This window comes from Bradyrhizobium vignae, from assembly GCF_900324035.1.
GTDB classification, from domain to species: Bacteria; Pseudomonadota; Alphaproteobacteria; order Rhizobiales; family Xanthobacteraceae; genus Bradyrhizobium; species Bradyrhizobium vignae.
In genome coordinates, this window is sequence record NZ_LS398110.1 from 2,834,239 (window position 1) to 2,859,177 (window position 24,939).

General features: G+C 65.1%; 18 protein-coding genes and 3 pseudogenes. 9 read left to right on the plus strand and 12 right to left on the minus strand.

Going from position 1 to position 24,939, the window contains the following annotated elements:
- Positions 1-54: 54 nt before the first annotated feature.
- Genes BRAD3257_RS13690 through BRAD3257_RS13700 form a run of 3 tightly spaced genes read right to left on the minus strand, consistent with a single transcriptional unit; the run spans position 55 to position 3,589 of the window.
- Positions 55-1,032: a CHAD domain-containing protein gene (locus BRAD3257_RS13690; protein WP_122402263.1), complete on the minus strand. Its 978-nt coding sequence runs from the start codon at positions 1,030-1,032 to the stop codon at positions 55-57.
- Between the two features lie 11 nt (positions 1,033-1,043).
- Entirely contained in the window at positions 1,044-2,570 is a 1,527-nt protein-coding gene (locus tag BRAD3257_RS13695) for a bifunctional aminoglycoside phosphotransferase/ATP-binding protein (protein WP_162500194.1), read from the minus strand.
- Positions 2,571-2,605: 35 nt separating this feature from the next.
- Complete coding sequence (locus BRAD3257_RS13700) at positions 2,606-3,589, minus strand: zinc-dependent alcohol dehydrogenase family protein (protein WP_122402264.1); 984 nt, start codon at positions 3,587-3,589, stop codon at positions 2,606-2,608.
- A gap of 165 nt (positions 3,590-3,754) precedes the next feature.
- Here BRAD3257_RS13700 and BRAD3257_RS13705 point away from each other — a divergent pair.
- Positions 3,755-4,585, plus strand: a pseudogene (locus tag BRAD3257_RS13705) (universal stress protein).
- A gap of 17 nt (positions 4,586-4,602) precedes the next feature.
- A complete protein-coding gene (locus tag BRAD3257_RS13710; RefSeq protein ID WP_122402265.1) occupies positions 4,603-7,296 on the plus strand; it encodes a bifunctional acetate--CoA ligase family protein/GNAT family N-acetyltransferase in 2,694 nt (897 codons plus the stop codon).
- Here BRAD3257_RS13710 and BRAD3257_RS13715 read toward each other — a convergent pair.
- Positions 7,285-7,509: pseudogene (locus BRAD3257_RS13715) on the minus strand (phage holin family protein); the annotation flags it as partial. The gene BRAD3257_RS13710 and the pseudogene BRAD3257_RS13715 overlap by 12 nt on opposite strands.
- Positions 7,510-8,034: 525 nt before the next feature.
- Here BRAD3257_RS13715 and BRAD3257_RS13730 point away from each other — a divergent pair.
- Positions 8,035-8,763 carry a Crp/Fnr family transcriptional regulator gene (locus BRAD3257_RS13730; protein WP_122402267.1) on the plus strand — a complete coding sequence of 243 codons (729 nt, stop codon included), beginning with the start codon at positions 8,035-8,037 and terminating at the stop codon, positions 8,761-8,763.
- Between the two features lie 10 nt (positions 8,764-8,773).
- Here BRAD3257_RS13730 and BRAD3257_RS13735 read toward each other — a convergent pair whose 3' ends face one another.
- The gene (locus BRAD3257_RS13735; protein ID WP_122406551.1) at positions 8,774-9,550 is read right to left on the minus strand and encodes a cyclase family protein; all 777 of its coding nucleotides are present in this window, start codon (positions 9,548-9,550) and stop codon (positions 8,774-8,776) included.
- 261 nt (positions 9,551-9,811) lie between these two features.
- Here BRAD3257_RS13735 and BRAD3257_RS13740 point away from each other — a divergent pair, with 261 nt between their 5' ends.
- The 4 genes from BRAD3257_RS13740 to BRAD3257_RS13755 all read left to right on the plus strand — a co-directional run bounded on the left by BRAD3257_RS13740 (position 9,812) and on the right by BRAD3257_RS13755 (position 13,513).
- A complete protein-coding gene (locus BRAD3257_RS13740) occupies positions 9,812-10,783 on the plus strand; it encodes a TRAP transporter substrate-binding protein (RefSeq protein WP_122402268.1) in 972 nt (323 codons plus the stop codon).
- 66 nt (positions 10,784-10,849) lie between these two features.
- Positions 10,850-11,401 carry a TRAP transporter small permease gene (locus BRAD3257_RS13745; protein WP_122402269.1) on the plus strand — a complete coding sequence of 184 codons (552 nt, stop codon included), beginning with the start codon at positions 10,850-10,852 and terminating at the stop codon, positions 11,399-11,401.
- Complete coding sequence (locus tag BRAD3257_RS13750; protein ID WP_122402270.1) at positions 11,392-12,684, plus strand: TRAP transporter large permease; 1,293 nt, start codon at positions 11,392-11,394, stop codon at positions 12,682-12,684. The genes BRAD3257_RS13745 and BRAD3257_RS13750 overlap by 10 nt, the downstream gene beginning before the upstream one ends.
- 22 nt (positions 12,685-12,706) lie before the next feature.
- Positions 12,707-13,513: an SDR family NAD(P)-dependent oxidoreductase gene (locus tag BRAD3257_RS13755; RefSeq protein WP_122402271.1), complete on the plus strand. Its 807-nt coding sequence runs from the start codon at positions 12,707-12,709 to the stop codon at positions 13,511-13,513.
- Positions 13,514-13,522: 9 nt separating this feature from the next.
- On the opposite strand, the gene BRAD3257_RS13760 is transcribed toward BRAD3257_RS13755, so the two are convergent.
- The 4 genes from BRAD3257_RS13760 to BRAD3257_RS13775 are packed head-to-tail and all read right to left on the minus strand — an operon-like array spanning position 13,523 to position 17,802.
- Positions 13,523-14,221, minus strand: a complete 699-nt coding sequence (locus tag BRAD3257_RS13760) for a molybdate ABC transporter substrate-binding protein (protein WP_122402272.1) — start codon at positions 14,219-14,221, stop codon at positions 13,523-13,525.
- Positions 14,218-16,347 (minus strand): xanthine dehydrogenase family protein molybdopterin-binding subunit, encoded by a 2,130-nt coding sequence (locus tag BRAD3257_RS13765; RefSeq protein ID WP_122402273.1) that lies wholly within the window; start codon positions 16,345-16,347, stop codon positions 14,218-14,220. Before BRAD3257_RS13765 ends, BRAD3257_RS13760 begins: the two co-directional genes overlap by 4 nt.
- On the minus strand, positions 16,344-16,814 hold the full coding sequence (locus tag BRAD3257_RS13770) for a (2Fe-2S)-binding protein (RefSeq protein ID WP_122402274.1): 471 nt from the start codon (positions 16,812-16,814) through the stop codon (positions 16,344-16,346). Before BRAD3257_RS13770 ends, BRAD3257_RS13765 begins: the two co-directional genes overlap by 4 nt.
- A gap of 13 nt (positions 16,815-16,827) precedes the next feature.
- Positions 16,828-17,802 carry a tripartite tricarboxylate transporter substrate binding protein gene (locus BRAD3257_RS13775; protein WP_162500195.1) on the minus strand — a complete coding sequence of 325 codons (975 nt, stop codon included), beginning with the start codon at positions 17,800-17,802 and terminating at the stop codon, positions 16,828-16,830.
- 232 nt (positions 17,803-18,034) lie between these two features.
- On the opposite strand from BRAD3257_RS13775, the gene BRAD3257_RS13780 reads away from it, so the two are divergent.
- The gene (locus tag BRAD3257_RS13780) at positions 18,035-20,122 is read left to right on the plus strand and encodes a molybdopterin oxidoreductase family protein (protein ID WP_122402276.1); all 2,088 of its coding nucleotides are present in this window, start codon (positions 18,035-18,037) and stop codon (positions 20,120-20,122) included.
- A 130-nt stretch (positions 20,123-20,252) separates the two neighbouring features.
- Positions 20,253-21,035 (plus strand): enoyl-CoA hydratase/isomerase family protein, encoded by a 783-nt coding sequence (locus tag BRAD3257_RS13785; RefSeq protein WP_122402277.1) that lies wholly within the window; start codon positions 20,253-20,255, stop codon positions 21,033-21,035.
- Between the two features lie 132 nt (positions 21,036-21,167).
- On the opposite strand, the pseudogene BRAD3257_RS13790 reads toward BRAD3257_RS13785, so the two are convergent.
- The 3 genes and pseudogenes from BRAD3257_RS13790 to BRAD3257_RS13800 form a co-directional block, all read right to left on the minus strand.
- Positions 21,168-21,314: pseudogene (locus BRAD3257_RS13790) on the minus strand (helix-turn-helix domain-containing protein); the annotation flags it as partial.
- 221 nt (positions 21,315-21,535) lie between these two features.
- Positions 21,536-21,964: a GlcG/HbpS family heme-binding protein gene (locus BRAD3257_RS13795; RefSeq protein ID WP_122402278.1), complete on the minus strand. Its 429-nt coding sequence runs from the start codon at positions 21,962-21,964 to the stop codon at positions 21,536-21,538.
- Complete coding sequence (locus BRAD3257_RS13800; protein ID WP_122402279.1) at positions 21,957-24,932, minus strand: FAD-binding and (Fe-S)-binding domain-containing protein; 2,976 nt, start codon at positions 24,930-24,932, stop codon at positions 21,957-21,959. The genes BRAD3257_RS13795 and BRAD3257_RS13800 overlap by 8 nt, the downstream gene beginning before the upstream one ends.
- Positions 24,933-24,939 lie beyond the last annotated feature (7 nt).

Below are 24,939 nucleotides of genomic sequence, written 5' to 3' on the forward strand. Positions count from 1 at the left end.
ATCATGCTCAAACAATAAGCTGGACGATGATGATCATCCCAATCTCGTCGCGCCTTAGACCTCCGGCTCGGAGCTCGGCGCGAGGTCCGAGGAGCGGAAGCGCTTGGCCTTGTCCAGTTTCCGGTAGGCCACTGACGCCGTTCGCAACAGCTCCTTTTCCCGCTTGCGATTGAGGAAGCGATGGCCGGCATCAAGGACGGCGCCGTTCAACGATGACGCGAGCGCCTGTCCCCGTACATCGTCGTTCAGCTGTCCGAGCGACCGTTGCGCCTTGCGCAATTGCTTGAGCATGGACTTCTGCTTCGCCGCCGCCGCTCCATCGGCGAACAGATCCGCAAGCGACTCGACCGAATAGGTCAGCCGCTTGTTGAGGAGCCGCAACTGGTGACGTCTCGCGACATCGAGCCTCTTCAGTTTCCGGGCCTTCTTGAGCAGCGTCGTCTCCCACTCCGTCAGCCGTTCCCTCGCGTGGTCGGCGAGCGTGCGGCGGCGCAATCGAATGGCTTCCTTGCTGCGCCGGGTCGACCAGGGGCCGCTATCGATCCACATCGAGGTCTGCTCGACCAGGCGGCGGTAACGCGCGGATTGCAGCGCGCGCGCCAGCAGCCGGTGGCTCTCGGCCCGTTTCTCGTCCCAGTGCTGAAGCTCGGCGATCACGGCAAGCTCGTCACCGCTCTCGGCGACGACCCGCTCGATGGCCACGTCGAGATCCCGCACCATGCCGAGCTGGCCGTTCAGCCATTTCAGTTCGGCCCAGACATTCGGCCGCCGGGCATCGTCGACCATCGGCGAGAAGAAGCGGATGGCAGTTCGCAGATGCGTCAGTGCGATGCGGATCTGGTGCAGCGCGTCGGGATCGCCGCGGCAAGTGCCGTCGTGCTGAGCGAGCACGGCGTCGAGGTGACGGCGGGCGATGATCCGGAACGCCGTATCGCAGGCCATGCCGGGGCTGAGGCGGGCGGGCAGGGCGTTGCGCCGCGCCGCCGGCTTGGCATGCGCGGTTGCCGTCGAGCTTGTGATGGATCGCGACATCCTTGCCCGCATCAATCCGATTGCCCTATTTGCCCCGCAGCGATCGCGTCGCGGCAGTTCTGGAGCGTCTGCTCTTGTGTCCCGGATGCATTGATGGTCGCCCAGTCGACATGGCCGATATTATAGTGCTCTTGCAGCGCGGCAACCTCTTGCGTGGCATCCGATGCGTCTCCCCGGCGGCTTCCGATCCGCGCTTGCCGGGTCGCGAGGTCTGCGACCAGGAACAGACCGTGCAGCGACACGTTGCGCTCGCGCGCGAGCGTGGTGACCGCATCGCGTTCGTCCTCGCGTGCGAATACGCCGTCGATGATCGCCGAATGGCCCTGCGCCAGCACCCGCCGGGCGTGCTGAGCCAGCGTGTCGTAGACGCGGGCCGTAACCTCCGGCGAATAGGCGGATGGCGGCAGGCGGTGCGTATCCGCGACCCCGAACATTTGCTTGCGGACGAGATCGCTGCGCAGCACGACGGCTCCCGGCTGCGGCGCGACGACCGGCGCGAGCGCGTGCGCCAGGACCGTCTTTCCGGTGCCGGACAGCCCGCCGACCGCAATCAGACGCGGAGCAGGAGGATGGATCAGCATCTGGGCGAGTTCAAAATAGCGCCGTGCCTGGTCAACAATACCGGGGGCATCGGAATGCGGTCGCTTTTGCCGTGCCAGGGCAACCTGGGCGCGGATCGCCGCCCGGATCGACATGAACAGCGGCAGGGCCGAGAGCGCGTCGAGATTGTCGGCCGGCGTGATGGCGAGATAGCGGTTCAGGATCATGTTCGCCGCGCTTGGCTGAAGGTGCTGCAACAGGTCCATCAGCGTGAATGCGAGATCGTAGAGCACGTCGACCGTTGCCATCTGCGCATCGAACTCGATCGCATCGAACAGCACGGGCCGATCATCGATCAGGACGATGTTTGCGAGATGCAGATCGCCATGACAGCGGCGCACGAAGCCCCGGCGGCCGCGCTCTGCGAGCAGGGGACGAATGCGTAGAAATGCCGCGTGCGAGGCTTTTCCGAGCTTTTCGATGTCTTCCGCGCTGAAATGTCCTCCGGCCCGCAAACCGTTGCTGTTGCCGTCGATCAGGGCAGGGATGGAGAAGACCCATGCATTTCCATTGGCGCGCGTCGCCGCCGCGTGTGACGCGGCGATTGCGTCGGCAGCCGCAGAGGCGAGCTTTGTGTCCAGCGGGCCGGCCTTGGCCAGATGATCGAGCGTCCTGCCTTCGTCAAAGCGCGACATGTCGACCGCATATTCGATCGGCCGGCCGGCGCCGTCGACCTTCACCGTTCCATCCGGCTCTTCTGTGATTGCCACGACGCGGTGGTAAATCTGCGGCGCCAGCGGCCGGTTGATCCTGATCTCCTCCTCGCAGGCCGCCTTGCGCTTCTCGAGTGTCGAATAGTCGAGGAACGGAAACCGGACGGCGCGCTTGATCTTCAGCGCGCGCCTTGCGTCCAGGAACACCGAGGCTGCATGCGTGTCGATCCGCGTCACGCCAGGATGTTCGGTCAGCATCTGGAAGACGCGCTCCTGGGCCGTCATTTCATCTTTCAGCGAAGCGGACATCCGAAGCACCATCAGGGCGTCAGCACGGCCGCGCCGAGGATCTGGCCGTTCCGCAGCATGCTCAAAACCTCGTTGGCCTGATCGAGCGGAAACGCCGTCGTCTCGGTGCGCACGCCGGCTTGCGGAGCGATCTTTAGAAAATCGAGGCCATCTCGCCGGGTCAGATTGGCGACCGAGACCAGCTGCCGTTCCTGCCAGAGCAGGTCATACGGAAAACTTGGAATGTCGGTCATGTGGATGCCGGCACATACGACGCGACCGCCTTTGCGGACGGCGCGCAACGCTGCCGGGACAAGCTCGCCGGCCGGTGCGTAAATGATCGCGGCATCGAGCGGCTCGTCCGGCATTTGGTCGGATGACCCGGCCCAGACCGCGCCGAGACGGCGCGCAAGGTCTTGCGCAGCGGCGTCGCCGCGTCGCGTGAATGCATGGACGGATCGTCCCTGCCAAACCGCGACTTGCGCGATGATGTGGCCGGCCGCCCCAAAACCGTAGAGGCCGAGCCTGTCGGCGGGGCCGGCGAGGACCAGCGAGCGCCAGCCGATCAGGCCTGCGCACAGCAGAGGCGCAATCTCCACGTCGCTCCCGGTCTCACCGAGCGGAAAAGCGTAGCGTGCGTCGGCGATGGTGTGGGTTGCGTAACCGCCGTCGCGCGTGTAGCCGGTGAACAGCGGGGCGTCGCAGAGGTTTTCCATACCTTCCCGACAGAAGCGACACTTTCCGCAGGTGAAGCCGAGCCAGGGAATGCCGACCCGGTCGCCAGGCGCATGTGTTGTCACATTTTGGCCTACGAGATCGACCCGGCCGACGATCTCGTGGCCAGGCACGATCGGATAGCGAATATCGGGCAACTCGGCATCGACGAGATGAAGATCGGTCCGGCATACGCCGCAGGCGCTGATCTTCACCCGGATCTGACCCTTGCCCGGCATCGGGTCAGGCCGCTCCTCCATCTGGAGCCGTGCTCGTGGGGTCGACAACACCATCGCACGCATGAGTCTCTCCGGGGCGAACCGCTCCGATTGAAGTATTCATAGAATGACCCAGCGGCCAGTCCTTGACGTCGGTCAACGCCTGTTCCCGGGCGACCGGACGGAGTTTCCCCTACCTTGACGAGGATCAAGCGTCTCGACGTCAGCCGGCCTATTGTGGTGGCTGAGGTGCCCATCAAGGACGTCTTGCTGTCCCTTGTCGGCCAGCCGCGCGGGCCAGCCCTGGTTGCGATCGAGAAATGCGTGGCTGTCGCAGCGGATCTCGGCGCCAGGATCACCGCGCTCGTGCTCGAGCAAGAAGATGTTTTCGAGCGGCCGAAGGTGATGCTGCCTTACGATCGCGATTTCGTGCAGGCCAGTCCTGGGGCCGGCGACATGCAACAGCTCCTGAACGCCTTCAGCAACGCAGCTTCTCGGGCCAACATGCGCGCCCAAAGCCGATCGGGTAAGGTGCCTGCGGATCAGATCGGGGCGATCCTGGCCGAGCATGCCCGCTTCAGCGACCTCACGCTGGTTCCGGTAAAACCGCACGACAGCCGAACGGAGGCATGGTCGAGGCCTCCTTGTTCGAATCGGGTCGACCTCTTCTGCTCTGTCCCGAACATCTCGCGGACGAACTTCGGCCCGAATTCGAAAACGTCATGATTGCCTGGGATCACTCCGCGCGTGCAGTCGGCGACGCGTTGCCCGTCGTTCGGGCTGCCGCCTCGGTTCGCGTGCTGACTGTGGCGGAGGACAAGACTGACGCGATCATGCAACCCGGAGCGGCTCTCGTCGGTCATTTGAGGGAACACGGTGTCCGGCAAGGTGTTGGCAAGCTGGGCGAATTCCCATGGTATCGATGCGATCGTGATGGGCGCCTATCATCATTCGCGCCTGAACGAGATCGTATGGGGTGGTGTGACAAAGACCGTCATTGGCCAGCCACCGTGCTGGGCTATGATTTCACACCAGGCGCCTGCTTCCGGCCTGATCGTCAACCATCGGAACCGCCGGTGACCGGCGTATTTGCTTCCATGTCAATTTATCGTCTGAACAACCTGCTGTCGCCGCGCTCGGTTGCGCTGGTCGGGGCGAGCGCCCGTCCGGCGTCGGTGGGACGTGCCGTCCTGGAGAACATTCGCAAGGCCGAATTCAAGGGGCAGTTTGGCCTCGTCAATCTGCGCCATGCCGAGATCGCCGGCGTCGCGGCGGTGAAGAGCCTGGACAGGTTGAACTTCGTGCCCGAACTCGTGGTCATCACCGCGCCCGCGAGCGAGATTCCAGACATTATCGACCAAGCCGGGCGTCGCGGGTCTGCGGGTGCGCTGATCGTCTCGGCCGGGCTCGGCCAGGGGCCGGGATCGCTGCACGAGGCTACAAGCACTGCTGCCCGCAAGCACGGCATGCGGCTGATCGGGCCGAACTGCCTCGGCATCATGATGCCCGGCGTCAGCCTGAACGCCAGTTTCGCCGCGCACATGCCGGGAACGGGCAACCTCGCGCTGATTTCGCAATCGGGCGCGATTGCCGCCGGCATGGTGGATTGGGCCGCGCAGCGCGGCGTCGGCTTCTCCGGTATCGTCTCGATCGGCGATCAGATCGACGTCGACATTGCCGATCTGCTCGACCATTTCGCGATGGATCACAAGACCCGCGCGATCCTGCTCTACATCGAGGCCATCAAGGACGCGCGCAAGTTCATGTCGGCTGCGCGCGCCGCCGCGCGCGTGAAGCCTGTCGTCGTGGTGAAGTCTGGCCGCATGGCGCAGGGTGCGAAGGCCGCTGCCACGCATACCGGCGCGCTTGCCGGTGCCGACGCCGTCTACGACGCGGCGTTCCGCCGCGCGGGCGTGCTGCGGGTGTCTGATCTGCGTGAGCTGTTCGATTGTGCCGAGACACTGGGCCGTGTCGAATCCCCGACGGGCAAGCGTCTCGCCATCCTGACCAACGGTGGCGGCATCGGCGTCCTCGCCGTCGATCGATTGGTCGAGCTCGGCGGAGTTCCGGCAACCATCTCGGCCGACGCGCGCAAGAAGCTCGATGCGGCGCTGCCGCCGACCTGGTCCGGTGCAAATCCCGTCGACATCGTGGGCGACGCCGATGCCTCGCGCTACGCGGCGGCGCTGGAGGAACTGCTGGCCGATCGCGACAATGACGCAGTCCTCGTCCTCAACGTGCAAACCGCGATCGCCTCGGCCGCCGAGATCGCGACGACCGTGACTGAGCTCGTCGGCAAGTATCGCGAGCAGCACCGCCGGTGGGCGAAGCCCGTATTGGCGGCCTGGGTTGGGGCCGATCAGCACATCATTCAGGCACTCTCCGGCGCCGGTGTGCCGAACTATCCCACCGAGGACGATGCCGTGCGCGGGTTCATGCATCTAGTCCGGCACCGCGAAGTGGTGGAGGAGCTGAGCCAGGTGCCTCCCGCGATGCCCGATACGTTCGTTCCGAACACCCAGGGGGCGAGAGAGATCGTCGCCGCCGCGATCGCGGACGGTCGTGAATGGCTCGAGCCTGTCGAGATCAAGCACCTGCTCGAAGCTTACGACATCGCGATGGTGCCGACCTATGCGGCAACCGATGTCGAGCAGGCGGTGGCCTATGCGAAGCATATCTTCGCACAGGGCGGCACCGTCGTGCTGAAGATCATGTCGCGCGACATCATCCACAAATCCGATGTCGGCGGCGTCGTGCTCAACCTGACCACTCCCGAAGCCGTGCGAGGCGCTGCCACCGGCATTCTCGCGCGGGCGAAGAAGCTGCGTCCGGAAGCCCGCCTCGGCGGCGTCATCGTCCAGGCGATGGTCGTCAAGGCAAAGGCCCGCGAGCTGATCCTGGGTCTCGCCGACGATCCGACCTTCGGTACGGTGGTCGTCTTCGGCCGCGGCGGGACGGCGGTGGAGATCATCAACGACAAGGCACTTGCGCTGCCGCCGCTCGATCTGCAACTGGCTCGCGATTTGATCGACCGCACGCGCGTGTCGCGGTTGCTGAAGGCCTACCGCGATGTGCCGGCGGTCAAGCAGGATGCCGTGGCCATGGTGCTGGTCAAGCTGGCGCAGATGGCCGCCGACATTCCCGAGATCCGCGAATTCGACATCAATCCGCTGCTGGCGGACGAAACCGGCGTGACCGCGGTGGATGCCCGCGTCGCGGTCGGGCCGCCGCAGCGGAAGTTCGCCGGCTCCGGCCCGGCCAATTTCGCCGTTCGCGCCTATCCGTCGCAATGGGAGCGGCGCCTCAAGCTCAAGGACGACTGGCGCATCTTCGTGCGGCCGATGCGCCCTGAGGACGAGCCGACCATCCACGAATTCCTGCGTCACGTCACGCCGCACGACCTTCGCCTGCGCTTCTTCGCACCGATGAAGGAGTTCACCCACGAGTTCATCGCGCGCCTGACCCAGCTCGACTATGCACGTGCGATGGCCTTCATCGCATTCGACGAGGCCACCGGCGAAATGGTCGGCGTCGTCCGGCTCCATTCGGACTCGATCTACGAGAGCGGCGAATACGCGATTCTGCTGCGGTCCGATCTCAAAGGCAGGGGACTCGGCTGGACCCTCATGCAGCTGATCATCGACTACGCGCGGGCGGAAGGGTTGAAGTTCATATCGGGCGACGTGCTCCAGGAGAACACCGTGATGCTCGACATGTGCCGGCAGCTCGGCTTCGAGGTCAAGCCGGATCCGGCCGAGCCTGATATTTGCGACGTCAGGCTAAAGCTCTGAACTCGCATCGGCGGGCGTCTTGGCCGTCGTCCGCAAATTCTTGATGATGATCGCGATCAGCGGCACCAGCGCCGGCACGATCGTGCTGAGCGGATGATGCACTGCGCCGGACACCCGGGCCAGCAGCGCACGGGCCTCGAGCTGGAGGGCTTCGACGGAGGCGCCGTGAATTTCGTTGGCGAGCTCGATATCACGCCCTGACGGTGCGCGGCCGGGGTCCTGCTCGGCCGAGGCGCGGCCGACGAGAAGGTTGCGACCTTTCTACTCGGCTGGCGTGAGCGGCAGGTCGCGCTCAAGGTCAGGCCGCGGCCATGGCCTCGACGCGAGCCGAATCCGGGAGGAGCATGATGCCCGCTGATGCGTTGCTGGTGACCATTGTCGTCGTCGCGATCTTCGCATTTGCCGCAGTTCTGGCTTGGGCAGACCGGCAAACCAGCACCGGCCGGCTCATCCCGGGTCCAAGCGCGGAAGCTCATCGTCCGCGTCCGGCGCGCCGACGACCGATGCGCAAGCGGGCGCGGGCGTTCGGCAGCGCCTCAACGCAATATCGGCTTGCGCTGCTTGCAACTCTGCATCGACGGTGATGTATCGACACATCCTTCGGATGCATCCTTGCGACTTTACCACGGCCATTTCGTGGCATTTGCCTCAAATCGCGCGCGTGCTTTCCGGTTGAAAAGCCTGATAACGTTGACTACGCAGGAACCCAGTGCCTCGTAGTCTTAGGAGCAACGCGGCGTGCCTCAGGACAAGACCGGCGACCCGCGACAGTCGGCGGGCAACAAACTATCGGTCCTGCGCAAGCACCCGATCTTCGCGGATCTGGAGCCGGACGCGCTCGATCAGCTCTGCCGCTACGCCAAGCACACCACGGTCAAGCGCGGCGCAACGATCGCCGCCAAGGGCGATCCCGGCAACAGTCTGTTCGCGGTGATCGCCGGCACAGTCAAGATTTCCTCTTCGTCGCCCGATGGACGGAACGCTATCCTCAATCTGATCGGCCCGGGCGAAATTTTCGGCGAGATCGCAGTGCTCGACGGCGCTCCCAGGTCGGCGGACGCGACCGCCAACACCAATTGCGAGCTCTACGTCATCGATCGTCGGGACTTCCTGCCTTTCGTGAAGAGCCAGCCGGCGCTGGCGATGAAATTCATCGAGCTGCTGTGTGCGCGTCTGCGCTGGACCAGTCAGCAGGTCGAGCAGGTGATCCTCCAAAATCTGCCGGGCCGGCTCGCGAGTGCGTTGCTGGGCCTCACCGAAGAGCGCAAGCTCGATTCCGGCAGCGGCACGCTCGCCATCACGCAGCAGGAGATCAGCGAGATGGTCGGGATGACGCGCGAGAGCATCAACAAGCAATTGCGCGCCTGGGCCGGCCGTCACTGGGTCCGCCTCGAGCACGGCGCCATCGTCGTGTTGGATACCGACGCACTGCGCGAGCTCGCCGAGAGCGGCCTCGACGGCGAGTGACGCTTCTGGCCTAGTTGTCGATGATGGCGACCGCGCGGGTCCAGCCTGCGGAGGCGCGCTCGATCTTCACCGGGAAGCACGAGATCGTGAATCCGGTCGAAGGCAGCAGGTCGAGATTGTGCAGCTTCTCGAGATGGCAATAGCCGATATGCCGTCCCGCCTTATGGCCCTCCCAGATCAGGCCGGCATCTTTTGTTTCCGCATATTTCTTGGCGGTGTAGACGAACGGCGCATCCCAGCTCCAGCCGTCGGTACCGGTCAGCCGCACGCCGCGTTCGAGCAGGTACATGGTGGCTTCATAGCCCATGCCGCAGCCGGAATTGACGTAGTCGGCCTTGCCGAATTTTGCGCCGGCGCTGGTATTGACGACGACGATCTCCAGCGGCGACAGCCGGTGTCCGATGCGCTTCAGCTCCTTCTCGACATCCTCGGCACTCGCCACGTAGCCGTCGGGCAGATGCCGAAAGTCGAGCTTCACGCCGGGCTGAAAGCACCATTCCAGCGGCACCTCGTCGATGGTCCACGACCGCTCGCCGCGGTTCATGGTCGGATGGAAGTGCCAGGGCGCATCGAGATGAGTGCCGTTGTGGGTGGAGAGCGAGACCTGCTCGACCGCCCAGCCCTGGCCGTCCGGAAGGTCTTCCGCCTTGAGGCCGTCGAAGAACTGCAGCATGCGCGGCAGGCCCTGCTGGTGATCGATATACTGAATCGTCGGGTGATTGCCGGGCGGATCGGCGGTCACGTCGTTTGTGAGCGGCACCGAGATATCGATCAGCTTCCGCGGCATGGGCATTCCCTCAAGTAGATCCGGAAGTTTCCGACATCTTGAGGGGCCATCTTGGTAGCGTCAATTCACCATGACTTGCCCCAGACCGATCGATGCAACTCTTGCATTGATCGATGCCGGATTTGGCTTGGACAGAGAATGCCGGCCGCCCTAGGGACGACTTGGTGCTTGACTTCACACCTGAAGTGGAGCGACCCAAGGCGGCCAGCAGCCGCCCCGACAACGATATAATCAATCCAATCAACCAGGAGGAAAGCCCAGATGAAGACGCTAACCGGTATCATCACAGCCGTTGCACTGGCGGTTTCAGCGTCCCTGGCGACCGCACGCGATTTCCGCTCCGCCGACGTGCACCCTGCCGACTATCCGACCGTCGAGGCCGTCAAGTTCATGGGCAAGCAGCTCGCAGCCGCGAGCGGCGGCAAGCTCGGCGTGAAGGTGTTTCCCAATGGGGCCTTGGGCTCAGAGAAGGACACGATCGAGCAGCTCAAGATCGGCGCGCTCGACATGATGCGCATCAACTCATCGCCGCTCAACAACTTCGTGCCCGAAACCATCGCCCTCTGCCTGCCTTTCATCTTCCGGGATACGCAGCACATGCGCACCGTCCTCGACGGGCCGATCGGCGATGAGATCCTGGCCGCGATGGAGCCTGCGGGCCTGGTCGGCCTTGCCTACTACGACAGCGGCGCGCGCTCGGTCTACACCGTCAAGGCACCGGTCAAGTCGCTCGCCGACCTCAAAGGCCTGAAGATCCGCGTGCAGCAGTCCGACCTGTGGGTCGGCATGATCCAGAGCCTCGGGGCCAATCCGACTCCGATGCCGTATGGCGAGGTCTATACCGCGCTCAAGACCGGCCTCGTGGACGCTGCCGAGAACAACTGGCCGTCCTACGAATCCTCGCGTCACTTCGAGGCCGCTAAGTTCTACAACGTCACCGAGCACTCGCTCGCGCCCGAAGTCCTGGTCATGTCGAAGAAGGTCTGGGACACACTGAGCAAGGACGATCAGGCCATGATCCGCAAGGCAGCCAAGGAATCGGTCCCCGTCATGCGCAAGCTCTGGGACGAGCGTGAGCAGGCCTCGCGCAAGACCGTCGAGGCAGCCGGCGTTCAGGTCGTCACCATCGCCAACAAGCAGGAGTTCGTCGATGCGATGAAGCCTGTGTACCAGAAGTTCGCCGGCGACGAGAAGCTGCAGAGCCTCGTCAAGCGCATCCAGGACACGAAGTAGAAGCACGGCGGATCGGGTCCGGCGTCGCTGCAAGGTGACACCGGACCCTCGCGAGAGAGGCGCGGGATGACAGACCCACACGTCGCAGATCACGAGCAGGAGGCGGTCACGGGACGGCCGTCCACCGGCCTGCTCTCGCGGATCAATGCACCCATCGCGCGCGTGGGCATGTATCTGTCGGTGGCCGGACTGGTCGTCATCGTCACCATCGTCTTCTACCAGGTGTTCGGACGCTACGTGCTCAATTCCAGCCCGACCTGGACCGAGAATCTTGCCCTGGTCCTCATTCTGTATGTCACGCTGATCGGCGCCGCCGTCGGCGTGCGCGATGCCGGACACATCGGCATGGACAGTCTGCTGGTCATGCTTCCGCATCATGTGCGCGAGAAGATCGAGATCGTGATCCACGTCCTGGTGGCCGTGTTCGGGATTGCGATGGCCTATAACGGCTGGATCCTCGGGGCATCGGTCGGCACCGTGAAGATCCCCAATCTCGGCCTGCCCGAGGTGATCCGATACGTGCCGCTGATCGCCTCCGGCATCCTGATCGTTTCGTTTTCAATTGAGCACATCATTGCGCTCCTGCGCGGCGAAGAGGTCGTCCCCTCATGGAACTGATCATCCTCGGCGCCACCTTCTTCGGCTTTCTCGTCCTCGGCGTACCCGTCGCCTTCGCGATCGGCCTGTCGGCGATCTGCACCATCCTCTACGAAGGCCTGCCGGTCGCCGTCATCTTCCAGCAGATGATGTCGGGGATGAACATCTTCTCGTTCCTCGCCATTCCGTTCTTCGTCTTCAGCGGCGAGCTGATGCTGCATGGCGGCGTCGCCGACAAGATCGTGAAGCTCGCCAAGAACCTCGTCGGGCACATCCGCGGTGGCCTCGGCATGTCGAACGTGGTTGCCTGCACGCTGTTCGGCGGGGTCTCGGGCTCGCCCGTAGCCGACGTGTCGGCGATGGGCGCGGTGATGATCCCGATGATGAAGAAGGAAGGGTTCGACACCGACTACGCCGTCAACGTCACCACCCACGCCTCGCTGGTCGGAGCCTTGATGCCGACCAGCCACAACATGATCATCTATGCGCTGGCCGCCGGCGGCAAGGTCTCGATCGGCGCGCTGATCGCCGCGGGCCTTTTGCCGGCGCTGGTGCTGATGGTGTGCATGCTGGTCGCCGCCTATGCGGTCGCGGTGAAGCGCGGCTATCCCGCCGGCAAGTTCCCGGGCTGGGCCGAGGTTTTCCGTTCGTTCGCGGCCGCGCTGCCGGGCCTGCTGATCGTCGGCATCATCCTCGCCGGCATCCTGTCCGGCGTCTTCACGGCCACCGAATCCGCCGCCGTTGCGGTCACCTACACGATCCTGCTGACCTTCTTGATCTACCGCACCATGACTTTGCAGAACTTCCTGCGGGCCGCGGCCAAGGCGGTGAAGACGACGGGTGTGGTGCTGCTCCTGATCGGCGTCTCCACCATGTTCCAATACCTGATGGGGCTCTACGAGGTGGCCGACTTCGCCGGCGATTTGATGAGCAAGGTGTCGACGCAACCCTGGATGATCTTCCTGCTCATCAACATCATCCTGTTCGTGCTCGGCACGTTCATGGACATGGCGGCCACCATCCTGATCTGCACCCCGATCTTCCTGCCGATCGCGATGAAGGCGGGCATGGATCCGGTGCAGTTCGGCATGCTGATGCTGATCAACTGCGCCCTCGGGCTCAACACTCCGCCGGTCGGAACGACGCAATTCGTGGGCTGCGCCATTGGCGGCATCTCGGTGGGGGCGGTGATGCGGACCATCCTGCCGTTCTATGCAGCGCTGATCGCAGCGCTGATGTTCGTGACCTACGTTCCTGCATTCTCGCTGTGGCTGCCGCGTCTTTTGATGGGCTACAAGGGTTAGCAGCACCAGGGAGAAGCTATCAGTGACGGACTATCGCAAGCTCTTCGATCTCACCGGCAAGACCGCGGTCGTGCTTGGCGCCGCTTCCGGCATCGGCAAGTCATCGGCCGAGGCGCTTGCGGATCTCGGCGCCCGCGTCGTCTGCGCCGATCGCGCGTTTGATGCGGCGGAGGCAACTGCCGCCGGCCTTCGCGACAAGGGCGGCTGGGCGGAGGCAGCTAGTTGCGACGCCGCAAGCGCTGCTGATGTCAATGCGCTAGCCAAAACCGTCATGCAGAAGTTTCCGCGGCTCGACATTGCCGTGACGACGCCGGGGCTCAACATCCGCAAGACCATCCTCGACTACACCGAGGAGGATCTCGATCGCGTCCTCAATCTCAACGTCAAGGGCACGGTGTGGTTCTTCCAGGCTTTCGGCCGCATCATGGTGGAGCAGAACGGCGGCAGCATCATCGCCTGCTCCTCGGTGCGCGCGGTCACCATCGAGCCCGGCCTCGGCGTCTACGGCTCGACCAAGGCAGCGATAGGCCTCTTGGTGAAGGGCTTTGCCTCCGAGGTCGGCCATGCCGGCGTGCGCGTCAACGCGATCGCGCCCAGCATCGCCGAGACCGCGCTGACCGGCCCATTCAAGCAGCGGCCCGACATTTACAATCTCTACGCCGGCCACACCGTGTTCAATCGCTGGAGCAGCGCCGACGAAGTCGCGACTGCCGTGGCCTATCTGGCCTCGGACGCCGCGAGCTATGTCAGCGGCAGCACGCTGTTCGTTGACGGCGGCTGGACCGCGGTCGACGGTCCGCCGACCGGGCTCACACAGCTGCACAAATAGGCCGGCCGTTTAGTCGGCAAAGCCCACGCGCCGGCGCAGTTCCCTCCGGTCTGCGCCGGTCAATAGTGCCACCAGCGCAGCGGCCTCCTTTGGATGTGCGGCCCGCGCGGTGACGCCGGCCGTGTACATCGTCACGAGTTCGCAGCCCGGCGGCAGTGATCCCGACAATGCGATGCCGTCGGTGGCAATAATCTCGGTGGCCTGAGTACAGCCGATCGGCCTTTGCGCAGTGGAGGCCGCAAGCTCGCGCATCGCCGTCGCGCCGTTCGGAAATATCTTCAGGCGCGAAGCAACCTCATAGGCGATGCCGAGCTGATCCAGCAGCTTTCCGATGTGCTGTCCCGCCGTGGACGCCTTCGTGTCCGGGACGTAGATGGCGTCGGCGGAACGCAGCATCTCGCGCAAATCGGCTTCGGTCTTCACCTCCACCCGGGGATCGCGGCTGCGGACCGCGAGTGCGGTCTCGACCCGGCCGACATTCGCGATCGAGGAGGGAATGACGAGCGTCTCCTCGGCCAGTTTTGCGAGGAGCGCCTGCGTCAGGATCACGAGATCGGCCGCCGTACCGGCGCGCAGCTTGTCGGCCATGATGCCGACTGCGCCGAACTCGCCGTCGATACTGAGGCCGGTCTGCGCCTTGAAGGTCTCAGTGAGGCCGCGCACCAGGCCTTGCGCGGCACCCCCGCTCAAAATGTTCACGGTGGTCACGATGCAAGCTCCGCAGCTGCAATGATCCGGTCGCGCGTAATCGGCAGGTCGCGCACGCGTACGCCGAGGCAATCGTAGACCGCATTGGCGATCGCTGCCGTCACCGGGCCGTGCGCGGCTTCACCGGCGCCGACCGGCTCGATCTCGGGCCGTTGGATGATCTCGACATCCACCCCCGGCACCTCGCTGAACCTCAGGATCGGATAGTCGGTCCAGGAGACCGAGGTGATGCGCGTCCGGTCGAAGCGGACGCGCTCCTTCAGCACCCAGCTCGTGGCCTGGATGGCGCCGCCCTCGATCTGATTGACGACGCCATCGGGATTGATGGCCTCGCCGACATCGACCGCAAGCGTCAGCCGCTTCACGCGGATGTCCTCCGCGCCTTCAATCTCCGCAATCGCGGCGCAATAGGCTCCCGTGTTCTTGTAGCGGGCAAAGCCGACGCCGTAGCCGATGCCGGATCGCTTCTGCGGCTTCCACTGCGCGCGTCGCGCTGCGACGCGGATCACATCCTTCGCCCGTTCGTCGCGCAGGTGGCGCAAGCGGAATGCGATCGGGTCCTCGCCCCGCAGCGCCGCGATCTCGTCGATCAGGGACTCGATGGCGAATACGTTGCCTTGCGCGCCGAGGGTCCGCAGCGCGGAGGTGCGCACGGGCATCGTCAGCAGCCGATGGCTCGTGATCGTCCAGGCTGGAAAATCATCATAGAGAGGTACGGAGTTGCGATCACCGCCGCCGCCATTCGCAGCCGGTGGATTGGAAGAGATCATGCGCGGATAAGGGTTCTCGATCTCGCTAGCCGCGAGCAACGCCGGCTGCTCCGCGCGTCCGGGCCGCGCCGCATGGCCGTTGCTCCAGATCGCATGGCGCCAGCCGACGATCTCATTGTCCGCATCGAGGTCAGCCTCGATCTCGATGGCCATCGCCGCACCAAACGGCGCATGGCTCATCTCGTCATGGCGCGACCACTGTACCCGCACCGGACGGCCGCTGGCCGCTTTCGCCAGCAGCACGGCATCGAGCGCGACGTCGTCGGCCGCGTTGTGACCGTAGCAGCCGGCGCCCTCCATGTGCTCGACGATGATGCTTTCTGCGGGCAGCTTGAGCACGATCGCGAGATCAGCGCGCAGCAGATAGATGCCCTGGCTGTGCGTCCAGACGTGGACCCGATCACCCTGCCATCGCGCCATGGCGCAGGAGGGCGCGATCGAGGCATGCGCGATGTAGGGGCGGGTGTATTGCCGGCGCAAGGTCCGCATGGCTTGCTTCGGAGAGGTCGCCGTCCTGGCGTCGATGACGGTGGTCTGGACCGGCTGGCTTTTCAGGAAGCCCGCGAGATCGTCTTCATCGGGCAGCGGTTCGCCGGTCGACCATGTCGCGCCCTTGCGCAAGATCTTCAGAGCGGCTTCCGCGGCGGCCTCGCTGTCGGCAACCACGCCTGCAAAGCTGCCGTCGCGGACGACCGCGACGAGGCCGGGGACCGCACCCGTCGCGACTTTGTCGAGAGCAATCAATTTGGCGCGCGAGACATCCGGCCGCAGCACGCGCCCGTGGAGCAGGCCAGGCAGCGGGCAATCGTGGATGAATCGTGGTCGTGCGAACACCTTGTCGGGAATGTCGACCCGCGGGACCGAATGTCCGGCGAGGGCGCGCCCCGCAGCGCTCTTCGCTGGTGCGCCCGCGGTGGCGTCGCGGTCGAGCGAGACCTCGCCAGCGAGCTCCCAATAGCTGGTCCTGACATTGCCGGGACCCGAGATCGTGCCGTCATCGATATCGAGCAACGCTGCATCGACACCGAGACGTTCCGATGCGGCCGCGAGGAAACGTTGCCGCACCTCGGCGCAGGCATGGCGCAGCGCACGGCCGGATTGCTGGATTGACAGGCTGCCCGAGGTGACACCTTCGTTCGGGCTCATCGCCGTCGAGGCGCGGATCATGTCAATGCGGCCGAGATCGACGTCGAGCTCGTCCGCCGCGATCTGGGCCAGCGCCGTGACAATGCCCTGGCCGATCTCGACCTTGCCGGGCGAGATCGCCACGCGGCCACCATCGGTGAACTGCACCCAAGATGACAGCCTGGGATTGGCCACGAGACTGACCGGCAGTTTCGGGGCAGGGGAGGTCATGGCTCCGCCATCTCAGAGGCTGCGCGCAGCACGGCACGGACCATGCGATTATGCGATCCGCAGCGGCACAGATTGCGGTCGAGCGCCTCTCTCACCTCGGCCTCCGTCGGCGACGGATTCCGTTTCAGCAGCGCGGCTGCGCTGATCAGGATTCCCGAGACGCAATAGCCGCATTGCATCGCCTGCTCGGCGATGAAGGCGCGTTGCAGCGGATGCGGCTGCTGCATTGTGCCGAGGCCTTCCACCGTGACGACGTCCTTGTTCTCGACCGACCACATCGGCATGTCGCAGGAGGTCATCGCGCGGTCGTCGACCATAACATGACAAGCGCCGCACTCACCGGCTCCGCAGCCGAAATGCGGACCGGTGACGCCGAGCCGGCTGCGCAGCACGTCGAGCAGCGTCTGGTCCGGATCGACGTCCAGGGCGATCGCTGCGCCATTGAGGCGGAATTGAAGAGAGGGCATGAGCAGTGCGGCCTCAGGACCTGTCGAACTTCTTGACGACATCGGCCCATTTTTCAATGTCGCCGCGCAGGAATTTGTCGAATTCCTGCGGCGTCATCGACATGGGCATGGCGCCCTGTTCGGTCCAGAGCTTGACGATGTCGGGCCGCTTCACCATTGCGTTCACCGCCGCATTGAGCTTGTCGATGACGGCCTTGGGTGTGCCCGCGGGCGCCATCAGGCCGAGCCAGATCGTGGCCTCGTAACCAGGCACCCCGGCTTCGATCGCGGTCGGCACGTTCGGAAGCACCGCGGAACGCTGCTTGCCCGTGGTGGCGAGCGCGCGGACCTGGTTTTCGGCGACATTCGGGGCCATTGCCGGCACCGCGTCGATCATCATCTGCACCTGTCCGCCGATCACGCCGCTGCGCGCCTCGCCGCTGTTGCGATAGGGCACGTGGACGATATGGATGCCCGCCATCGCTTTGAACAGTTCGCCGGCCATGTGATAGGGCGTGCCCTGGCCGGAAGAGGCGTAGTTCAGCTTGCCCGGCTGCGCCTTGGCGAGCGCGATGAACTCTGGCAACGTCTTCGCCGGGACCTGCGGGTTCACCACGATGACGAGATCGGAATAGTTCACCGGCGCGATCGGCGCGAGGTCGCGCATCAGCTCGTATTTGCGCTTGTCCGGCGTCAGCAGCGATTCATTCGCGGTCTGCGTGTTGGACATCATCAGCAACGTGTAGCCGTCGGCCGGCGATTTCGCAGCTTCCACGGTGCCGATGACGCCACCTGCCCCGGTGCGGTTCTCGATCACGAAGGGCTGGCCAAAGCTCTCCTGGAGCACGTTGCCGATCAGCCGGGCCGCGACGTCCGCCGGCCCGCCGGCGCCAAAGGGCACCACGATCCGGACTGCGCGGTTGGGATAATCCTGCCCGGAAGAGGGGGGTGCGGAGAATGCTGCGAGCAGGCCGGCGGCCAGCGCCAGCATGAAGCTTCGGGCTGTCATGCCCACCTCCCTGATATCGTTCTTGTTGGCCGGTACTGTAGCGGCAGGGAATGCGGACTGTCGACGCCTCACGGCAGTGATTGGGCCGGGAATACCGGGCGGCTGTCGGTGTGGCGGTCCGCATTTCGCGGCCGCAGCAGGAACCTGCAGCATGCGCGGTTTGAGCAAATCGCATGGGCCTTGCCGGATAAATGCGCTCGGCCGGCTGGTAATTTGGTGTTACGAACTGGACATGAACCAGCACGCCAAGATCGAGATCCGCCATTCGACCTGTCCGCACGACTGCCCCTCGGCCTGCGCCCTCGATGTCGAGGTGGTCGAGGGCCGCAGCATCGGCCGCGTCCGCGGTTCGAAAAAACAGACCTATACGGCCGGCGTCGTCTGCGCCAAGGTCGCCCGCTATGCCGAGCGCATCCATCACCCCGAGCGGCTGACATTCCCGATGCGCCGCATTGGGCCGAAGGGCTCCGGTCAGTTCGCGCGCATCTCGTGGGACGAGGCGCTCGACGAGATCGCGCAGCGCTTCAATCAGGCCGAGCGCGAGTTCGGGGCGGAATCGGTCTGGCCCTACTACTACGCCGGCACGATGGGCCTCGTGATGCGCGACGGGCTCAACCGTCTGACGCACGTCAAGAAGTATTCGCGCTTCTATCAGACGATCTGCTCCAACGTCGCGCGCATCGGCTTTGCGATCGGCACCGGCAAGATCGCCGGCGTCGACCCCCGCGAGATGGCGCTGTCCGACCTCGTCGTGATCTGGGGCACCAACCCCGTCAACACCCAGGTCAACGTGATGACGCACGCCTCCCGTGCCCGCAAGGAGCGCGGCGCCAAGATCGCGGCGGTCGACATCTACGACAACGAGACCATGAAGCAGGCCGACATCAAGATCATCCTGCGCCCCGGCACCGACGGCGCCTTCGCCTGCGGCGTGATGCATGTCCTGTTCCGCGACGGCTATGCCGACCGCGCCTACATGGATAAATACACGGACTGCCCTGCCGAGCTCGAGGCGCATCTGAAGACGCGCACGCCGGAATGGGCGTCCGCCATCTGCGGCGTGCCCGTCGCGGAGATCGAGGCCTTTGCCAAGGCGGTCGGCGAGACCAAGCGGACCTTCCTCCGCCTCGGCTACGGCTTCACCCGCTCGCGCAACGGCGCGACGCAGATGCATGCGGCGCTCTGCATTCCCGCGGTGACGGGCGCCTGGCAATATGAAGGCGGCGGCGCCTTCTTCAACAATTACGCGCTGTGGCATTTCAACGAATCCATCATCGAAGGCCACGACGCCATCGACAAGTCGACGCGTGCGCTCGACCAGTCGCAGATCGGCCGCATCCTCACCGGCGATGCCGAAGCTCTGCAGGGCAAGGGCCCGGTCAAGGCGCTGCTGATCCAGAACACCAACCCGATGACGGTGGCGCCGGAGCAGTCGCTGGTGCGGCAGGGCTTTGCGCGCGAGGATCTGTTCGTCGCGGTGCACGAGCAGTTCATGACCGAGACCGCCGAGATGGCCGACATCGTACTGCCGGCGACCATGTTCATGGAGCATGACGATCTCTATTACGGCGGCGGTCACCAGCACATCTCGGTCGGGCCGAAGCTGATCGATCCGCCCGGCGAATGCCGCTCCAACCACGAGCTGCTGCAGGCACTGGCGCCGCGGCTCGGCGCCAAGCATCCGGGCTTCGAGATGACGCCGCGTGAACTGATCGACGCGACGCTGAAGCTGAGCAATCACGGCGACATCGCCGGCCTCGAAGCCGACATCTGGCGCGACCTGCAGCCGGACTTCCGCACCTCGCATTATCTCGACGGCTTCGCCCACGCCGACGGGAAGTTCCACTTCAGGGCGGATTGGGCGCACCCGCCGTTCGGCCAGACGATGGGCGATTTCGACAAGATGCCCTCGCTGCCGGACCATTGGGCCGTGATCGAGCATACCGACCAGGACCACCCGTTCCGCCTCGCGACCAGCCCCTCGCGCAGCTTCCTCAACACGACTTTCAACGAGACGCCGTCGTCGCAGGCGCGCGAGGGCAGGGCCAGCGTGATGGTCCATCCCCTGGATGCAGCCACGCTCGGCATCGCCGATGGCGATGCGGTGACGCTCGGCAACAGCCGCGGCGAGACCACACTGGTCGCAACCCTGTTCGAAGGCGTGCGGCGCGGCGTGCTGATTGCCGAATCCGTTCACCCGAACAAGGGCCATATCGGCGGCCGCGGCATCAACATGCTGACGGGCGCGGACACGATCGCTCCAATCGGGGGGGCCGCGTTCCACGACAACAAGGTCTGGATCAGGAAAGCGGTCGCCTGAGTGCGCATGGGGATCGCCGCGCAATTTGTGTCGAGGCGCTAAAGCGGCGCGGCCCCGCAGTTTGCGCTTGCACCTCTCGCTCGAGCTGCCGCAAATGGCGGTAAAACGGAGCCAATGAAGCGAGCGTGCCATGACCGACACCACTGCCGTCATCATCGAAAAGCGCGGGCAGGCGCTCTGGATCACCATCAACCGGCCGGAGAAACGCAACGCGCTGAACGGCGACGTCATCGCCGGCATCACACGCGGCTATCGCGACGCGCATGAGGACAAGGACGTCCGCGTCATTGTGCTGACGGGCGCGGGAGACAAGGCGTTCTGCGCGGGCGCGGATCTGCAGAACTCCGGCGCGGCGTTCGCGATGGATCATTCCAAGCCGAATGTCGACTATGCCGACCTGCTGCGCCTGTCCCAGAACGCGACCAAGCCGGCGATCGCGCGCCTCAGTGGCGTCTGCATGGCCGGCGGCATGGGCCTGCTCTGCATGACCGACATGGCGGTTGCCGCCGATCACGTCGTCTTCGGCCTGCCCGAGGTGAAGGTCGGCGTGTTTCCGATGCAGGTGCTGAGCCTGTTGCAGAGGATCGCGCCGCCTCGTCTCGTCAACGAATGGGCGCTGACCGGCGAGCCGTTCGATGCGAAGGCCGCGCAAGCTGCGGGCCTGCTCAACTACGTCGTGCCCGCCGCCGAGCTCGACGCCAAGGTCGACTGGCTGATCAGCCGCATCGTCGACAAATCCCCGACCGCGATCCGCCGCGGCAAATACGCCATGCGCGCCATCGCCGCGATGTCGTTCGATGAGAGCATCGCCTACACCGAAAGCCAGATCGCGCTGCTGGCAATGACCGAGGACGCGAAGGAGGGGCTGAAGGCGTTCAGCGAGAAGCGCAAGCCGGTCTGGACGGGGAGGTGAGGATGGGGCGCGAAGGAACGACGCACGCACGTACACCGTGACTGTCATGCCCGTGACCCGGCTGCGCCAAGGCTTCGCCGGGGTGAAGGTCCAGGGGCGCCGAAGCTTTAGCGAAAGCGGCAGACGGTGATCCGCTTGCCATCGTGCAAGCCATTTGTAGCCCGTGTCGGGATGGATATTGAACCGCCGGCAGAGCTCCCGCCGGTTCGCTCCCTCCTGCATCGCAAGCCGCACGAACTCCCGCCGCTGATCCAACACCGACACCTCTCGCCAGGGCATGGACTTGGCCTCCTTTACTGCCAAATCCCTGCACTATGATGTGTCGGCTATGTCCCCGAACACCCGTCGGTCATGTCCCCGGGCTGAACATCAGACCGGGCGATGACAACGAAAGTGTAGTGAGAGCGTGCCACCAGCTCGTCATGGCGAGCGGAGCGAAGCAAATCCAGAGACCTTTCCGCTGCGGGCAGCGAACGATCTTGTAGCCTGGATGCAGACCGCTACCCCGCGTTCGCCTTCAACCCCGCCGCCCGGATGCCCGCCACCGCGCAGGCCTCGTCATTGTCGGAGGTGTCGCCGGAGACGCCGACCGCGCCAATCAGCGTCGTGCCGTCCATGATGAGCACGCCGCCGGGAACAGGCACCAGTGCGCCCTTCGCAATCGTGTTCACGGCGTCGATGAAATAGGCCTGCTCCTGCGCGCGCTGGAATAGCGCCCGCGAGCCCATGCCCATGGCGAGCGCGCCATAGGCCTTGCCGTGGGCGATCTCGGCGCGCATCAGGCTCGTGCCGTCCTGCGCGGCGGCGAGCTTGAGCACGCCGCGCGCGTCGAGAATGGTGACGACCAGCGGCTTGAGCTTCAGCTCGGCGGATTTTGCGAAAGCGGCGTCGAGGATCTTGCGGGCGGTGTCGAGCGTGAGGTCAGCCATGGCTGGTTTCCTTTGCAGCTGGAGAAGTGGAATCGGTTTCGGCGCGATCGAGGCTCATCGCCAGCACGCGCGCGACGTGAAGGGCCTCGCGCTGCGTGCCGTCGCGGATCTGATGGCGGCAGGAGGTGCCGTCGGCGACGACCAGCGTATTCTGATCCGCACGCCGTACGGCCGGCAGCAGCGACAGCTCGGCCATCTCGATCGAGGCATCGTAGGTGTCTGCGCCGTAGCCGAAGGCGCCGGCCATGCCGCAACAGCTCGATTCGATGGTCTCGACCTCAAGGCCGGGGACGAGCCGCAGCACCTGCTCGACCGGCTTGAACGCGCCGAAGGATTTTTGGTGGCAATGGCCGTGCACCACGGCCTTGTCCGCGACGGTCCCGAGCGGCAATTGCAGCCGTCCGGCCTCGGCGTCGCGCACCAGGAACTCCTCGAAGGTCAGCGCGTGGGCGCCGACGGCCTTGGCGTCGTTGTCCTTGCGCAGCGATGCGAGCTCGTCGCGCAGCGTCAGGAGGCAGCTCGGCTCCAGGCCCACGATCGGCACGCCGCGCGCGGCGAAGGGCGCGAAGACCGACACCAGCCGGTCGAGCTCGGCTTTGGCTTCGTCGACGAGACCTGCCGAGAGGAACGTGCGACCGCAGCACAAAGGGCGGCTGCCGTTTGCAGGCTTCGGCATGTGAATGCGATAGCCGCCAGCCGTGAGCACGCGCAGCGCGGCGTCCAGGTTCTCGCGCTCATAGATGCGATTAAAGGTGTCGGCGAACAGCACGACCTCGCGGCCGCTTTCCGGCCCGACGCTTTCGGCCGGCGGCACGAACACGTCGCTACGGAACGCGGGTAGCGCCCGCCGCGCGCTGATGTCGGCAAAGCGCTCAAACAGCTTTCGCAGCAGCGGGCTGCGGTTGCGCAAATTCGCCAGCGGCGCGAAGCGCGAAGCAAGGCTGGCATAGCGCGGGAGGTAGCCGACCAGGCGGTCGCGCAGCGTCAGGCCGTGGCTGGCGGCCCGCGCCGCGAGCACCTCGATCTTCATCTTGGCCATGTCGACGCCGGTGGGGCATTCGTGGCGACAGGCCTTGCAGGAGACGCAGAGTTTTAAAGTCTCCATCATCTCGTCGGACGCGAGCGCATCGGGGCCAAGCTGGCCGGAGATCGCGAGACGCAGCGTGTTTGCACGTCCTCGCGTGACGTCCTTTTCGTTGCGCGTCGCGCGGTAGGAGGGACACATCACGCCGCCCTCCAGCTTGCGGCAGGCGCCGTTGTTGTTGCACATCTCGACCGCGCCCTGGAAGCCGCCGCCGGCGCCGGGATAGGCCGACCAGTCGAGCTTCGTCTTCAGCTCGCCGACGCGATAGTCGGGCTTGAAGCGGAACAGCGAGCGGTCGTCCATCTTGGGCGCATCGACGATCTTGCCGGGGTTGAGGACGCCCTTGGGATCGAAGCGCCGCTTCACCTCCCTGAAGTCGGCAACGAGACGCTCGCCGAACATGGTCTCGTGGAATTCGGAGCGCACCAGGCCGTCGCCATGCTCGCCCGAATGCGAGCCTTTGTACTCGCGCACCAGCGCGAAGGCCTCTTCGGCGATGGCCCGCATCGCCTTGACGTCCTTCTCCAGCTTCAAATTCAGCACCGGGCGCACATGCAGGCAGCCCTCGGAGGCGTGCGCATACATGGTGCCGCTGGTGCCGTGCCTGGCGAACACTTCGTTCAGCCGTGCGGTGTAATCGGCGAGATGCGACAGCGGCACGGCGCAGTCCTCGACGAAGGAGACCGGCTTGCCCTCCTGCTTCATCGACATCATGACGTTGAGGCCGGCGGCGCGGAAATCGGCAATGCCGCTCTGCAACGCCGGCTCGGTGATCTCGACCACGCCGCCCCATTTGCGCGTGTCGTTGTTCCAGCCGAAGCCGAGATCGCCCATCAGCTCGGTGAGCTGCTTGAGGCGCAAGAGATTGTCCGCCTGGTCCTCTTCCGCGAATTCGACCACCAATACCGCATCCGGATCGCCCTTGATCGCCGCGGAGATGATCGGCTTGAACATCGCGATGTCGCGGCCGAGCGCGATCATGGTGCGGTCGACCAGCTCGACCGCGATCGGCTTGAGCTTGACGAGGTGCTGGGCCGCATCCATCGCCTCGTAAAAACTGCCGAAGTGACAGACGCCGAGCGCCTTGTTGCGGATCACGGGCCACAGCTTCAGCTCGACCTTGGTGGTGAAGGCGAGGGTACCTTCCGAGCCGACCAGGAGGTGCGCCATGTTGTTCGGCGCATTGCGGGGCACCAGCGCATCGAGATTGTACCCGCCGACCCGGCGCTGCACTTTCGGGAAGCGTGCCGCGATCTCCTCGGCCTCGCGCGTGCCGAGATCGAGCATGTCGCGGAATAGGGCGCGGGTGCTGTCGGGCGCATCAACGTCGGAGAGATCGCGCGACACCTCGCCGAAGCGGCTCAGCGTGCCATCAGCGAGCGATGCCTCCATCGAGAGGGTGTTGTCGCGCATGGTGCCGTAGCGCAAGCTGCGGCCGCCGCAGGAATTGTTGCCGGCCATGCCGCCGATGGTGGCGCGCGAGGCCGTGGAAACGTCCACGGGAAACCACAGGCCGTGCTTTTTGAGCTGACGGTTGAGGTCGTCGAGCACGATGCCGGGCTCGACGACGCAGGTTCGGCCCTCGACATCGAGCGACAGGATCCGGTTCAGGTGCTTGGAGAGATCGACCACCAAACCGTCATTGACCGTCTGGCCGCATTGCGAGGTGCCGCCGCCGCGCGGGGTCACCTTCACCCCCTCGTCGCGGGCAATCGCCAGCGACAGCAAGGCCTCGTCCATGGTCCGGGGCACCACCACGCCGGCCGGCATGATCTGGTAGCACGAGGCGTCGGTGGCGTAGCGGCCACGGCTGAAGCGGTCGAACAGGACGTCGCCGGTCATTTCCGCGCGCAGGCGTCGTTCGAGCGAGGAGGCGTTGGTCATCCCTGAT